The sequence below is a fragment of the Shinella sp. WSJ-2 genome (assembly GCF_003432075.1).
GTDB lineage: Bacteria > Pseudomonadota > Alphaproteobacteria > Rhizobiales > Rhizobiaceae > Shinella.
The window spans coordinates 80,210-93,952 of sequence record NZ_QWBU01000005.1; the positions used below are offsets into that span (position 1 = coordinate 80,210).

Consider the following 13,743-nt stretch of genomic DNA (forward strand, 5'->3'; position numbering starts at 1 on the left):
TGTCGCGAACGAAAAATAATCCGCCGCAATGGAAACGGCGCGCCGGTTGCCCGACGCGCCGCTGAATGGATCGAATGGAGAGGCATTACCAAGTGGTGATGCGGATACCGGCGCGGATTTCATGCTTCTGGAAACCGTCGTCTCGCCCCTTCGTACCGCTGGCGCCGATGTCCTGTTCCGCCGGGCGATATTTGAACATTTTGCCGCCGGCCGTGTCCGAATATCGATAGCCGACGTCGAGCTTGATCCGGTTTGTGAGATCCACCGAGGCACCAGCCATCAGCGCATAGGTGAAACGCCAGCTGTCCTCGCCCTCCGCCTTGTCGTTGACATAGTCCGTGCCAGAGCAGGTACCGGTGCCGTTTTTGCAATAGGGATTGAAGCTGGTGTCGTCCCAGCGGACGTAGGTTACACCAGCGCCCGCGCCGAGATAGGGCGTGAAACCGGCATAGGTGCCGAGATCGATATATCCGTTGGCCATGATGTTGGTCGCACTGTAGTCGGCCTCATGGCTGTAGCTGCAGCTCGTGCCCACCGGTTCGCTCGCGCTGCAACGCCGGGCGACATTCGAGCCGCCGTTGAGCGTGCCGTTGAAGAAATCGGTCGTCAGGTCGGTGCGCAGGAAATTGTTGAACTGGTAGCCTACACCCGCACCGTAGGAAAATGGCTTGGAGAAGCGCGCGCTGTCGAAACTTTCCTGCGAGGTTACACCACCCGAGGCGAACGTTTTGTAGTCCGGCTTGCCGCCCTTCATCCAGCCGGAATAGCCGAGGTCGCCACGTAGATACCAGCCCTCGGAGATGGCGCTACCGGACACGTCGATCTCAGGTGCATTGATGATGTCGAGATCGCTCGCAAGCGCGCCCGTTGCAAGAAGGCCGGCGAAAACGGCGATACCAAGCGGTGCGATACGTCGAAACATGGCTTCGATCCCCTTGAGCCCGGGCATGCCGGCGGTTGCGGTCGGCTTGGGCGCAAACGAAGATGTTGCTGCCTTATACCGTTGATTAACCATAGCTGTTAAGGAATGAAAAAACGGTTAAGTGCCTAAATCCGGCGAACCGGAACCAGACGCCGAAACGCAAAAGGCCGCCCCGAAGGGCGGCCCTGGCTGTTTGTCCCGCGAAAGGGTTACTTGTAGACCGGCTGCTCGATCGGGATTTCCGCCGGCGGAATATAGGCCTGCTGGTCGCAACCGTTGAAGGAGTAGCGCAGACCGGCGCGGGCTTCGTGGCTGTAGAAGCCCTTGTCGTAGCCCGGACCGCCGCCCTCGTTGTAACCGAACATACCACCCTTGGTGACATGGCGGAAACGGTAGCCCACATCGGCCTTCAGATTGCAGGTCACGTCGATCGCCGTACCGGCCATGAGGGCGTAGGTAAAGCGCCAGTTCTTCTTGCCGCGGTGAACGAAGGTCGGGTCGCAGTTGGTCGGGTCGCCGTCTTCGCACGAAGTGTTCTTCAGGTTGTCCCAGCGAACATAGGTGCCACCGATACCGGCGCCGACGTAAGGCGTGAAGACGCCGTAGTGGCCGATATCGACATAGGCGTTGGCGAGCAGGCTCAGCGCTGTCAGGGACGCGACGTCGGTGGACGTGCAGCTGACCGCCACGCCGCAGCCGCCGGAGGTTGAGCCACGGAAACCTGACTTGAACATATAATCGAGCGTCACGTCCGTACGGAGGTGGTCGTTAATCTGGTAACCGACGCCGCCACCGAGCGTGAAGCCGCTCTTGAGGCGTGTGGAGTCGAATTCACGGACGCTGCCGTTCGAGCCCTGGAAATATTTCGCACCGCGGCTCTTGTTATAAGCCCAGCCCATATCGCCGCGCAGATACCAGCCGCCCGTCTCGATGACGGCTTCCTGAACCGGTGCCTCAATGACATCCGGCTGATAGATGTCGGCCGCATAGGCCGACGAGCCCGTCAGCAGGACGGCGACGACGCCACTCAAAACTTTCCTCATGGCCTTGCTCCAATAGGCTTTCAACTTGGCGCGGCCGGTGCGCCGGTCCCCAAGTCCCTCGATCAGGACTGGATAATGGAGAGGAAAGGTTAAGGGCCGATTAACTACAAAGATTTACCGTATTCATTAACAAGCGTTCACGAATTTGGTAAAATTTGAATAAAAACCGCGATAGAGGCGCTGGATTTCAAACGCTAACTTGCAAAACAAAGAAAAGGCCGGCGGAATGCACCGGCCTTCTTAAAAAACTCACAATACCGAATCAGGCGGCGCTGCGCACGGAACCGATGACATTCACCAGTTCGTCAACGATACGCTCCACCTGGCTGCGATCGTCGCCCTCCGCCATCACGCGGATCAAGGGTTCCGTACCGGACGGACGGATCAGCAGACGGCCATTCTTTGCCAGCTCGCTTTCCGCATCGGCGATTGCCTGACGCACGGTCGCGTCCTCCAGCGGCTTTCCAGCCTTGATGCGCACATTCTTCAGCACTTGCGGCACCGGCTCGAAGCGGTTGCACACCTCGCTCACCGTCTTGCCGCTGCGCTTGACGCAGGCGAGGACCTGAAGGGCGGCGACAAGGCCGTCCCCTGTCGTACCAAAATCGGAAAGAACAATATGGCCGGACTGCTCGCCGCCGACATTGTAATCGTGGTTGCGCATGTGTTCGACGACATAGCGGTCGCCGACCTTGGTGCGCTCGAGGCCGAGGCCCTTGTCGGTCAGGAAGCGTTCCAGGCCGAGATTGGACATGACGGTGGCAACGAGGCCGTTGCCGCGGAGCATGCCGTCGGCGGCCCAGCTTTCGGCAATCACCGCCATTAGCTGGTCACCGTCGATAATCTTGCCGGTCTCGTCGATGATCTGCACGCGGTCTGCATCGCCGTCCAGCGCGATGCCGATATCAGCGCGCACTTCATGTACCTTGCGCTGCAAGGTTTCCGGGTGGGTGGAGCCGCATTCGAGGTTGATGTTCAGACCGTCGGGCTCGTTGCCGATCGTGACGACGTCAGCGCCGAGTTCCCAGAGCGCGGCCGGCGCCACGCGGTACGCGGCACCGTTTGCGCAATCGATCGCGATCCGCAGGCCCTGCAGCGTGACATCACGCGGCAACGTACGCTTGGCATGTTCGATATACCGGTCGTGCACGCCGTCGATACGCTTGGCCCGGCCGATCTCCGCCGACTTGGCGAGCTGCGCCATCATGTCCTTCTCAAGCAGCTCCTCGATCTCCATCTCGATCTCGTCGGAGAGCTTGTAGCCATCGGGGCCGAAAAGCTTGATGCCGTTATCGTAGAACGGGTTGTGCGAGGCCGAGATCATCACGCCGATATCTGCACGCAGCGAGCGCGTCAGCATGGCAACGGCCGGCGTCGGGATCGGGCCGAGAACGAAGGCATCGATGCCGGCGGCCGTGAAGCCGGCGACCATCGCGTTTTCCAGCATGTAGCCGGAAAGGCGCGTGTCCTTGCCGATGACAACACGATGGCGATGTGCACCCCGGCGGAAGATCGTGCCGACGGCGATGCCGACCCGCATGGCGAGATCAGGCGTCATCGGGAAGGTGTTGGACTGCCCGCGGATGCCATCCGTGCCGAAATAACGACGTTTCATATGTGCTCCTGAAAATCGCCAGGCTGGCGGCATTCTTTGCTGCGCCGGCTCGAGGCTGTCTATGCACCCAGCCTAGCCGGGCCATACATCAAGCTGCTAATAGACGGAATACTTTAAAACCGTAACCCTGCCTTAACCTTAATGGAACGGCAGATGTGCGGTTTCTTTGCCATATAAGCCGGCAAATAGCATCCACCTCGCAGATCAGAAATGATTACAGTCCGTTACCGAAAGAAAACGGCCGGAAATGTCTTCCCGGCCGTTCCTCTGATCTTTGCAGATGATTTATTGCGGCTGCGGTTCCAGCCCGCCTTCCGCCTCGCCGCCCTTCTTGTGGCCAGTCTTCGGAACGGCGGAGCCACGGCTGGGCGGCGTATCGTCACCCAAGTCCCGCGCCGGCTTCTCGCCGCGGATCAGCGCCTTGATCTCATCGCCCGTCAGCGTTTCGTATTCGAGCAGGCCCTCGGCAAGCGCCACGAATTCGTGGTTCTGCTCGGTGATGATGCGCTTGGCCTCGGAATAAGCCTCGTCGATCAGGCGGCGGATCTCGTTATCAATCTTCTGGGCCGTGGCTTCCGAGACATTTTTCTGCTGCGCAACCGAATGACCGAGGAAGACCTCCTGCTGGTTTTCACCATAGGCGACCTGACCGAGCTGGTCGGAAAAGCCCCATTGCGTGACCATGGCACGGGCAAGCTTCGTCGCCTGCTCGATATCCGAGGAGGCACCGGAGGTGATATTGTCCTTGCCGAAGGTAATCTCTTCGGCAACACGACCACCCATCATGATGGCGAGGCGCGAGACCATCCACTTGTAGCTCATCGAGTAACGGTCGCCCTCAGGCAACTGCATCACCATGCCGAGCGCACGGCCACGCGGAATGATCGTCGCCTTGTGCAAGGGATCGGCGAGCGGCACCTTGAGCGCCACGATGGCGTGGCCGGCCTCGTGATAAGCGGTGAGCTTTTTTTCCGCCTCGGTCATGGCCGAGGAGCGGCGCTCCGCACCCATCATGATCTTATCCTTGGCGTCTTCGAATTCCTGCATGGTGACGAGACGCTTGTTGCGACGCGCCGCCATCAGGGCAGCCTCGTTGACGAGGTTCATGAGGTCGGCACCGGAAAAGCCAGGCGTACCGCGAGCGAGAATCTTGAGGTCGACATTCGGCGCCAGCGGCACGTTGCGCACGTGAACCTTGAGAATGCGCTCGCGGCCGACGATATCGGGGTTCGGCACGACGACCTGGCGGTCGAAGCGGCCGGGACGCAGCAGCGCCGGGTCGAGCACGTCCGGACGGTTGGTCGCGGCGATCAGGATGATGCCCTCATTGGCCTCGAAACCGTCCATCTCGACGAGGAGCTGGTTCAGTGTCTGCTCGCGCTCGTCATTGCCGCCGCCGAGACCGGCACCGCGATGACGACCGACGGCATCGATTTCGTCGATGAAGATGATGCAGGGCGCGTTCTTCTTGGCCTGCTCGAACATGTCGCGCACGCGGCTTGCGCCGACGCCGACGAACATTTCCACGAAGTCCGAACCGGAAATGGTGAAGAACGGCACATTGGCTTCGCCCGCGACGGAGCGTGCGAGCAGCGTCTTACCGGTACCGGGCGGGCCGACGAGCAGCACGCCGCGCGGAATACGGCCGCCAAGCCGCTGGAATTTTTGCGGATCGCGCAGGAACTCGACGATCTCCTCCAGGTCCTGCTTGGCCTCATCCACGCCGGCGACGTCGGCGAACGTGACGCGGCCATGCGCTTCGGTCAGAAGCTTGGCCTTGGACTTGCCGAAGCCCATCGCGCCGCGCGAGCCGCCCTGCATCTGGCGCATGAAGAAGAGCCAGACACCGAGGATCAGCAGCATGGGCAGCAGCGTGCCGATATAGGAGAGGAAGCCAGAGGAGCCGTCCGTTTCCGGGCGCGCACTGACAACGACGTTCTTTGCCTCAAGGCGCTGGACGAGCGAATTGTCGCCGGTCGGCGCATAGGTCTGGAAGGTCGCGCCGCTCTCGACATAGCTACCGACGATCTTTTCGCCAGTAATCACCACTTCCTTCACCCGGCTCGAGTCAACCTCCTTGAGGAACTGCGAATAGGGAATCTCCCGCGAGCCGGTCTGCGCCGGGCTCGTCTGGAACATGCTGAACAGCGCGATCAGCAGGAGGGCTATGATCGCCCAGAGTGCGAAGTTGCGAAAATTGGGATTCATCGAACGTTCCAGGTACTTTCCCGGCCAGGCTCTCCCGACCGCTTCTTTGCGCTTAACATAGGGTCGCCTTGCGGCCTTGCCAAGGCAAAGCGCACGGGCGACGGGCATTTCTCACGCTATCGTCAACGAGAAGCGTTATCTCCAAAGCCCCTCATCCAAGTCTGGCGGTATCCTAGCACAACGCGCAGGCCCGCGCCTTCATTCGTTCGGCGGAGGCGGAAAAGCCGTAATGTCGCAGATACCCGCAAGTGCATTGGCAAGCGGCAGTTCGAAACGCGGCAGGAAAAGTCGATAGGGCGCAATGACGGCCTGCATGAAGTCGGCACCGTCAGTGACCGTCGTCCCGACCTCGGATTTCAGCCGCGGCATAGCCTTGAGCGCGCGCAGAGCAGGCCCGTGAAGGTTCTCGCCGAGGTCATCGCCCTCATTGCCGACAGCGCCGATGACAAACGCCTCATGAGTCCTGTTGGTCACGCGGTAGCGTCCGTCCCAGATCGCCGCCATTCCCGGCGTCAACAACATGGGTTCGATGCCACGGCATTCGCGATAGAGAAACAGCCCCTCTCGCCGACGGTCGAACACCACGCGACCGACGGTGAGCCGCGACAGTCTGCCGCTGGCAAGAAAGCCGCGCAGGCGCTCGGCCGATGCCGCTTCCATGATGTGAACGCGGCCACCGGTCGTCGCAGCGAGCATCAAAAGGCCGCGCCAGGCGGCGGGATCGCGGAAAACCATCTCGATTGCATCCGCACCCAGTGCGAAGGCTCCGTGTTCCTTGAACACGTTCTGCGCCAAAAACTCTGCAGCCCTCTCGGACAAAGCCAGTCTGTCGCCCGCCTCGCGGCCGCACGTCGGCACCTCTTCCCGCTGGCGAATGCGCGCACGCTCGAAGAGAGGGTTGAGATTGCTCGGGTCGTCGATCCATGTCTCGCCTCGCGTGGCAAGAAAGGCGCGAACTGCGGCCCGATCCACGCCGAGAAACGGCCGCAAAAGCCAGACGGAACTGTTCAACAGAACGGCGTCCGCCATGCCTGACAACCCTATGCCCGCGGCCGACCGCTCGGCGCGCATGGCGATGGTCTCGTTCTGATCGTCACGCGTATGTGCGGACAAGATGGCGTCGGCACCTGCCGCACCCGCAGCGTCCACCAGCAACTCATAGCGCTTGGCCCGCGCCGCGGCCTGAACGCCGGTCGCGGGTTTGTCGCCATCCCACCGACGGATGATGTGCGGAATACCATATCGGGCGCAGAGCGCCGACACCGTCGTGGCCTCATCGGCGGAGCCGGGACGAAGCGCGTGGTCGATGGTGCAGGCGAAGAGGCTGATATCAGGATAGTGCCCGGCGGCGCAGAGCGTAGCCAGCGCCACGAGCAAGCCGGTGGAATCGCTGCCGCCGGAAATGGCGATCAGCAGGCGCGCCGGATGTTTGAAACTGTCGAGGAAGTGGCCGGCTGCCGCGACGACGGAGTGTTCCGCGCGGGCCACGGCCTGATTTTCGTCCGCAATCAGCAGGACAAACGGCTCTGTTCGGACGCGACCTTACCCTTCACGGCCTTGGAGGCGTTCGGGTAGCGCTTGCCGACTTCGCGCAGTGTTGCGCATGCCGTCTCGCGGTTATCGAGCGCAGCAAGCGACATGCCGAGCTTCAATAGCATTTCCGGCGCCTTCTTCGACTTGCTGAAGGTCTGGTGCGCATTCAAGAATGTCTTGGCCGCATCGTTGTAGTTGCCTTGGGAATACTGGGCTTCGCCCATCCAGAAATTGGCGTCCGCCGCCTTCTCGCCCTTCGGGAAGATGTCGAGATAATCGCGAAATTCGCGCTCGGCCATCTGGTAATCACCGGTCAGCACATGGCCATAGGCGACATTGTAGAGATCGTCGGGATTGTCGAGCGATGCGGTGGACGATTCGGATGCCGCAGGCAGATTGTTGCCGCTGTCGACGCCCGGCAATTCGTTGTCGTTGCCGATCGCAGCACTCTGGTTGTTGAGGTCCGGATTGGAAGCAGCGCCGATCGGGTTACCGTTTTCGTCGAAGCGAATAGAACCCAGCTCCTGCGGCTGCGCGCCGGTGCCGCCATTGGAAGCACTCTGGCTGTCGGTTCCGGCGGCGTCATCCGCCGGAACCTGGTTCGTTGCGGTCTGCTGGTCGGCCGTACCGCCATCGACCGGTTTGTCGAGAGCGCCGCTCTTGCCTTTGGCGCCGCCCTTGCCGCTTTCCAGATCCTGGAAGCGGTATTCGTTGTCTTCCTGCGTCTTGCGGAGCTGTTCCTGCATCTGCAGGAGCTGGTAGCTCATTTCCTCGATTCGGCCGTTGAGGGTGCGGATCTGCTCTTCGAGCTCACCGACACGCGGATCCATGGCCTGCGCCAGAACCACATTGCCCTTCGCCGCGCGCTCGTTCTGCGCCGGCAGGAAGCCATTCGTCAGCGTCGAGAGCGGCGATGCGCTGATCGGCCCGACCATGCCTGCTACCGCTGCGAGACTGAAAACGCCTGCCGCGACAAGTTTCTTCATCTATGTTCGTCCTGTTGGTGCCGTTACACGCCGAAGCGCTGGCGCAAGAGTTTTCCAAATGCACTTAAAAAGCAACGGAGTTCGGCCAAAGTGTGTTGAAAAAAGAAAGGCGGCCGAGAGGCCGCCTTCCGATGCTTTCCCCTTTTTCGAGGAATTACATGCCAGCGCCACCGAGAACGGTGACGGCGCGGCGATTCTGCGACCAGCAGGAAATGTCGTCACAGACAGCGACCGGCTTTTCCTTGCCGTAGGAGATTGTCTTGATGCGGTTTGCCGGAATGCCGCGCGACGCGAGGTACTGGCGGGTCGCCGCAGCGCGGCGTGCGCCGAGTGCAAGGTTGTATTCACGCGTGCCGCGTTCGTCGGCATGGCCTTCGACCGTGATGGCGTAGTTCGGATAGCGCTGCAGCCACTGGGCCTGGCGGTCGAGCGTGGCGGCGGCATCCGCACGGACCGACGACGAATCGGTGTCGAAGAAGATGCGGTCACCGACATTGACCGTGAAGTCCTGCTGCGAGCCCGGCGTTGCGGCGCCAGCACCGCCGTTCAGGCCGAGGTCACCCGCGCTGTTGGGCAGGTTCTTCTTGGAGGCGCAGCCTGCGAGGGCAAGCGTCATGACGAGCGCGATCATCACCGGGTTGCGGGCGATGGTCTGCATACGGCCAGCGGCCGGGGAATGAATGCGGCTCATGAGCCGGTCTCCTTGCATCAGTTTTGCGTCAAGTTCGTTGAAGCACGGTTTTCAATCAGGGTTGCCAGACTGTAACCGCAGTCGGTTAATCCGCACTCAACGATTATGGTTAACGATTGCTTGTAAGACCGTCCCCGGCCCCTCGCATTCTCTTTTCCTCACCCACCCCGCCGCGATTTCATGTCGCGCCTGCGCGATGGGCGTCATGCAAAAACGCGTCTGCCGCGTCTCGCCGTGAAGCCTGATTTACAGGACTTTGCGGCAAGAACGCGGCAGACGCGCCTTATCTGTGACCCTGTGGTCCTATTCCAGCAGCGGCGACCAGGCCGGGTCGGAGGCGAAGCCCTTCGTCTGGACCTGCTGCTCGTTATAACCGGAGAGGTCGATCGAATAGATCTGCGGACCGCCGGCACCCGCGCCCTGGCGGAAGAACATCAGCACGCGACCGTTCGGCGCCCAGGTCGGGCCTTCATTGTGGAATCCCGAAGTCAGGATGCGTTCGCCCGAACCGTCCGTCTTCATCACGCCGATCGAGAACTTGCCGCCCGACTGCTTGGTGAAGGCGATGAGGTCGCCGCGGGGAGACCAGACCGGGGTCGAGTACGAGCCGTCGCCGAAGGAGATGCGGCGCTGGCCGGAGCCGTCGGCGCCCATCACATAGAGCTGCGGCTTGCCGCCACGGTCGCTTTCGAAAACGATCTGCGAACCGTCGGGCGAATAGGACGGCGATGTGTCGATGGCCGCCGTCGACGTGAGACGCGTCGTGGTGCGCGAACGCAGGTCCATCGTGTAGATATTGGAATTGCCTTCCTGCTGAAGGCTCATGATGACTTTCTGACCATCCGGCGAGAAGCGCGGCGAGAAGGTCATACCCGGGAAGTTGCCGACCACTTCGCGCTGTCCGGTCTCCAGCTGGAGCAGGTAGACGCGCGGCTGGTTGCCCTCGAAGGACATGTAGGTGATTTCCTGGCGGTTCGGCGAAAAGCGCGGCGTCAGAACCAGTTCATTGGAATTGGTGAGCGCGCGGGCGTTGAAACCGTCCTGGTCCATGATGGCGAGCTGGCGCTTGCGGGCCGTCTTCGGGCCGCTTTCGGCGACATAGACGATGCGCGTGTCGAAGTAGCCCTTCTCACCGGTCAGGCGCTCATAGATGGCGTCGGCGATGATATGGGCCACACGACGCCAGTTTTCCGGCTGCGTGTAGAACTGCTGACCCGTCAGCTGCTGGCCGGCAAAGGTGTCCCAGAGGCGGAATTCGGCACGCAGGCGGCCGTCGCCTTCCTGCGTCACGCGTCCCGTCACGAGGGCCTGAGCGTTGATGACCTTCCAGTCCTCGAAACGCGGCGCCTGATCGGGATTGGAGATCTTCTCGATGAAGGCCTGCTTGTTGACAGGCGCGAAAAGGCCGGACCGCTTCAGGTCCGCCGCGACCACGTCGCTGATACGCTGGCCGAGATCACCGTTGGCAATGAAGTCCGTAACCGCAATCGGCAGCGGCTCGACATTACCCTTGTTGATGTTGATTTCCACGACCGCCCAGGCCTGCGGCAGGAAAGCCGCGAGGCCGGTCAGCACGACCAGCATACGGAGGAGAGTGCGTCTGAACATCTTTTCTAGGCCTTCCTAGTTCTTACATCATCTGGCTGGGGTCGAAGTTCACGACGACTTCGCTCCAGGCGTCATATTTTTCAGGCGGCAGCCCCTTGAAGGGCCGTGATTTCATGATGGCGCGGCGGGCGCCGCCGGCAAGGGCACGGCGGGCGGCTTCCGAGCCGCCGGTCGCCGTCACTTCCGGCTCGCCGATAATGTCGCCGTTCTGATCGAGCTGCATCGTCACCTTGATGCGCACGTCGGACGCGTCGGCCATGCCGGGAATGATCGACCAGTTGTTCTGGATCTGGCCGCGCAGGGCGTCCATCTCGCTCATCGAAAGCTTGGCGCCCGTCGACGGTTTTTTGACGCCGAGTGCAGCCTCTTGCTTCGAACTCTTGGCGCCGCCACCGGCTGCCTTTTCCTTGTTGAGAAGTGCCGAAATCTCATCCGAGTTGAATTCGGTTTCGTTCGTCGAGCTTGCTTTTTCCTGCTTCTTCTTCTCGTCTTTTTTTCGGTCGGGCGTCTTGGCAGTCTCGGCCTTGGCCGTTTCCACCTTCTTCTCGGCCGGCTTTTCCGCCGTCTCGGTCTTCTTCGTCTCGAGCTTCGGCTTCATCTCGGGAAGCGGGATTTTGTCCGGCAGCGCTTCGGCTTCCGGATCGACCGTCGGCTTCTCTTCGGACGGTGTCGCCTCAGGCTTCGGATCCGGCTTGACGTCCTGCTTCTTCTCGGCAACCGCTGCGACCTCTGTCGTGGGCTCACTCGCAGGCTGTTCCTGCTTTACGTCCTCAACAGGCTTGGTATCCGGCGTCTGCACGGCCTTCTCGGCCTTTTCCGGCGCAGCGGCCGTCTCGATGTCGCGCGGCTTTTCCTCCGGCGTCGGCAGATTCTTCAAGTCGACTTTGTTGTCACCGGCATTTTCCGCATTCTCGACGGATGTTTCCCTCTTGGTCGGAATGGGGGCAGCCTTTTCCTTCAACTCGGCCGTCTTCTCGCCCTGCTGAAGTTGCGTCAGCTCCTCGATCGACACGATATCGACCGGCAGCGCCTCGACGTCGGCGACCTCAAAACTTTCGGGACTGCCGAGTGCAACCAGCGCCCAGGTCAGGACCAAGGCGTGGATGACGGCGGATGTGGCAAGGCTGCCCTTCATGGCGTGCGATTACCTGTCCGGTTTCTGCTCGGTGACGAGACCGATATTCGTGAAGCCGCCGGCCTGGATGCGCGACATGACGTCGGCGATGATGCCGTAAGGCGCATTGCCGTCGCCGCGCACGAAGATGCGCTCGGTATAACCCGTCGTCGCCACGGCTTGCAGCTTGGCGGCCACTTCATCGATCGGGATTGCGGTTTCCTGCAGATAGACCTGGCCATCGGCCTTGACCGAGACGGTGATCGGCTGGGTGTCGGCGTTCAGCGCCTTGGCCTGCGTCTTCGGCAGGTCGAGCGGCACGCCAACGGTCATCAGCGGCGCTGCGACCATGAAGATGATGAGCAGCACGAGCATGACGTCGACCATCGGCGTCACGTTGATCTCGCTGATCGGGGCCTTCTTGCCGCCCCCGCGGCGGCGGCGCCCGCCGCCCGAATTCTTTGCTCCGACTGACATGCCCATGGGGTCGTCTCCGTCTGTTCTAGCCGATCACTGCGCCGCGGCGCGCGGCTGCAGCTTCTCGTCGATCTGGCGCGACAGGATGGCGGAGAATTCGTCCGCAAAACCTTCCATACGCGCCGTCAGCTTGCCGGCATCGGCGGAGAACTTGTTGTAGGCGATAACCGCCGGAATTGCGGCGACGAGGCCGATAGCCGTTGCGAGAAGCGCTTCCGCGATACCGGGAGCCACGACCGCAAGGCTGGTCTGCTTGGAGCCGGCGATCGCCTGGAACGACGTCATGATACCGACGACGGTACCGAAGAGGCCGACGAAGGGCGCCGCCGAGCCGATGGTGGCAAGCGACCCGAGGCGCGCTTCAAGCGTTTCGGATTCGCGCGACAGCGTCACGTCCATCGCCCGGTCGATACGCATCTGCAGGCCGATCGGCGAGCGCGCACCGCGCTCGAAGCTCTTCTTCCATTCGCGCATCGCAGCCACGAAGATGGCGCTCATGCCCGAGGTCTGGCGATCCGACAGCGTGCGGTAAAGCTCTTCAAGCGACTGGCCCGACCAGAAGACCTGTTCGAAACTGTCGAGCTGGCGACGCGCCTTGCCGTAGCTCACGGCCTTGTCGACGACGATCGCCCAGGTCCAGACGGACGCGGCAAGAAGGCCGAGCATGACCAGCTTCACGATGAATCCGGCCTGCATGAAGAGACCCCAGAGGGAAACATTCGCAGCCGCTTCCAAACCCACTTGTTCCATAGACCTATGTCCCCGAATCCAAACACCCGGCACGGGCCGTTGCGGCTCGAACCGGGTCACATTCACGCCGTGCGGTCTCCTGGGAGGTCGAGCCGCACCGGCATTCACAGAACGAACGTCGCTCGTGGGGTTTTGCCCCATCCGCTTCGCATATCCGTCAAGAATGTCCGGTTGATGCCGCCGGCTGCCATGCCGGTCAAACGCTTACAACCTGCCTTCTTCACGGCAATTTTGGTTAAAGGATGACGTGCAGTGCACAAAATCCTCACGAACCGAGTAAGACATCATTATGGTTAAGGGAGTGTTACCGCGAAGGCGCGCCTGATACTTCTTGCACTTTGGCAAGAAACCGGGCCGCCAAACCTTCCGGCAGGCGGCGCGGTCGCCCGGCGGAATTGATGACGGCGATGATGACGCGGGCAGCGATCAGCAATTGCTCACCCCGGCGGATTTCCTGGTTGAGGATCATCTTCGCGCCGCCTGCCTTCTCGGTAGCAGTCTGGATGGTCAGGATATCGTCCATGCGCGCAGGCGCCTTGAAGTCGATCTCCATGCGGTGCACGACGAAGACCAGCCCCTCGCGATCCTCCTCCAGAACCAGGTTGCCCTGCTCCACGCCGAGCAGGCGCAGATAGTCCGTCCGGCCTCGCTCCAGGAAATGCAGGTAGCGGGCGTGGTATACGACGCCGGAAAAATCCGTGTCCTCGTAATAGACCCGCTGCACGAGCCGGTGGCCGGCTTCGGTCAGCTCGCCGGAAAGATGATGGTCTGTGGAATTCCGGTTCGCGTCGCTCAT

General features: G+C 61.5%; 12 protein-coding genes. All 12 read right to left on the reverse strand.

All coding sequences use genetic code 11. From position 1 onward, the window contains the following. Nucleotides 1-85: 85 nt before the first annotated feature. Nucleotides 86-922: an outer membrane protein gene (locus tag D0Y60_RS13545; RefSeq protein ID WP_117370736.1), complete on the reverse strand. Its 837-nt coding sequence runs from the start codon at nucleotides 920-922 to the stop codon at nucleotides 86-88. Between the two features lie 209 nt (nucleotides 923-1,131). After that, complete coding sequence (locus D0Y60_RS13550; RefSeq protein WP_117370492.1) at nucleotides 1,132-1,965, reverse strand: outer membrane protein; 834 nt, start codon at nucleotides 1,963-1,965, stop codon at nucleotides 1,132-1,134. 262 nt (nucleotides 1,966-2,227) lie between these two features. Next, on the reverse strand, nucleotides 2,228-3,580 hold the full coding sequence (glmM, locus tag D0Y60_RS13555) for a phosphoglucosamine mutase (RefSeq protein WP_117370493.1): 1,353 nt from the start codon (nucleotides 3,578-3,580) through the stop codon (nucleotides 2,228-2,230). A 285-nt stretch (nucleotides 3,581-3,865) separates the two neighbouring features. Further along, entirely contained in the window at nucleotides 3,866-5,788 is a 1,923-nt protein-coding gene (gene ftsH, locus D0Y60_RS13560) for an ATP-dependent zinc metalloprotease FtsH (protein WP_117370494.1), read from the reverse strand. A 198-nt stretch (nucleotides 5,789-5,986) separates the two neighbouring features. Beyond that, nucleotides 5,987-7,276: a tRNA lysidine(34) synthetase TilS gene (tilS, locus tag D0Y60_RS13565; RefSeq protein WP_158565481.1), complete on the reverse strand. Its 1,290-nt coding sequence runs from the start codon at nucleotides 7,274-7,276 to the stop codon at nucleotides 5,987-5,989. Between the two features lie 20 nt (nucleotides 7,277-7,296). After that, nucleotides 7,297-8,307, reverse strand: a complete 1,011-nt coding sequence (gene ybgF / locus D0Y60_RS13570) for a tol-pal system protein YbgF (protein ID WP_117370496.1) — start codon at nucleotides 8,305-8,307, stop codon at nucleotides 7,297-7,299. 154 nt (nucleotides 8,308-8,461) lie between these two features. Beyond that, nucleotides 8,462-8,998, reverse strand: coding sequence for a peptidoglycan-associated lipoprotein Pal (gene pal / locus D0Y60_RS13575; RefSeq protein WP_117370497.1), 537 nt, complete (start codon nucleotides 8,996-8,998; stop codon nucleotides 8,462-8,464). 303 nt (nucleotides 8,999-9,301) lie between these two features. Continuing rightward, the gene (tolB, locus tag D0Y60_RS13580) at nucleotides 9,302-10,606 is read right to left on the reverse strand and encodes a Tol-Pal system beta propeller repeat protein TolB (RefSeq protein WP_117370498.1); all 1,305 of its coding nucleotides are present in this window, start codon (nucleotides 10,604-10,606) and stop codon (nucleotides 9,302-9,304) included. A 22-nt stretch (nucleotides 10,607-10,628) separates the two neighbouring features. Then, complete coding sequence (locus tag D0Y60_RS13585) at nucleotides 10,629-11,741, reverse strand: cell envelope integrity protein TolA (protein ID WP_117370499.1); 1,113 nt, start codon at nucleotides 11,739-11,741, stop codon at nucleotides 10,629-10,631. 9 nt (nucleotides 11,742-11,750) lie between these two features. Then, nucleotides 11,751-12,203, reverse strand: a complete 453-nt coding sequence (gene tolR / locus D0Y60_RS13590) for a protein TolR (protein WP_117370500.1) — start codon at nucleotides 12,201-12,203, stop codon at nucleotides 11,751-11,753. A gap of 27 nt (nucleotides 12,204-12,230) precedes the next feature. After that, nucleotides 12,231-12,947, reverse strand: a complete 717-nt coding sequence (tolQ, locus tag D0Y60_RS13595) for a protein TolQ (RefSeq protein ID WP_117370501.1) — start codon at nucleotides 12,945-12,947, stop codon at nucleotides 12,231-12,233. 304 nt (nucleotides 12,948-13,251) lie between these two features. Then, nucleotides 13,252-13,743: a tol-pal system-associated acyl-CoA thioesterase gene (ybgC, locus tag D0Y60_RS13600; protein WP_117370502.1), complete on the reverse strand. Its 492-nt coding sequence runs from the start codon at nucleotides 13,741-13,743 to the stop codon at nucleotides 13,252-13,254.

Excerpts from the sequence above, each read along its gene's own strand:
- D0Y60_RS13545 (WP_117370736.1), bottom strand. The coding sequence starts at position 922 with ATGTTTCGACGTATCGCACCGCTTGGTATCGCCGTTTTCGCCGGCCTT.
- D0Y60_RS13550 (WP_117370492.1), bottom strand. The coding sequence starts at position 1,965 with ATGAGGAAAGTTTTGAGTGGCGTCGTCGCCGTCCTGCTGACGGGCTCG.
- glmM (WP_117370493.1), bottom strand. The coding sequence starts at position 3,580 with ATGAAACGTCGTTATTTCGGCACGGATGGCATCCGCGGGCAGTCCAAC.
- ftsH (WP_117370494.1), bottom strand. The coding sequence starts at position 5,788 with ATGAATCCCAATTTTCGCAACTTCGCACTCTGGGCGATCATAGCCCTC.
- ybgF (WP_117370496.1), bottom strand. The coding sequence starts at position 8,307 with ATGAAGAAACTTGTCGCGGCAGGCGTTTTCAGTCTCGCAGCGGTAGCA.
- pal (WP_117370497.1), bottom strand. The coding sequence starts at position 8,998 with ATGAGCCGCATTCATTCCCCGGCCGCTGGCCGTATGCAGACCATCGCC.
- tolB (WP_117370498.1), bottom strand. The coding sequence starts at position 10,606 with ATGTTCAGACGCACTCTCCTCCGTATGCTGGTCGTGCTGACCGGCCTC.
- D0Y60_RS13585 (WP_117370499.1), bottom strand. The coding sequence starts at position 11,741 with ATGAAGGGCAGCCTTGCCACATCCGCCGTCATCCACGCCTTGGTCCTG.
- tolR (WP_117370500.1), bottom strand. The coding sequence starts at position 12,203 with ATGGGCATGTCAGTCGGAGCAAAGAATTCGGGCGGCGGGCGCCGCCGC.
- tolQ (WP_117370501.1), bottom strand. The coding sequence starts at position 12,947 with ATGGAACAAGTGGGTTTGGAAGCGGCTGCGAATGTTTCCCTCTGGGGT.
- ybgC (WP_117370502.1), bottom strand. The coding sequence starts at position 13,743 with ATGAGCGACGCGAACCGGAATTCCACAGACCATCATCTTTCCGGCGAG.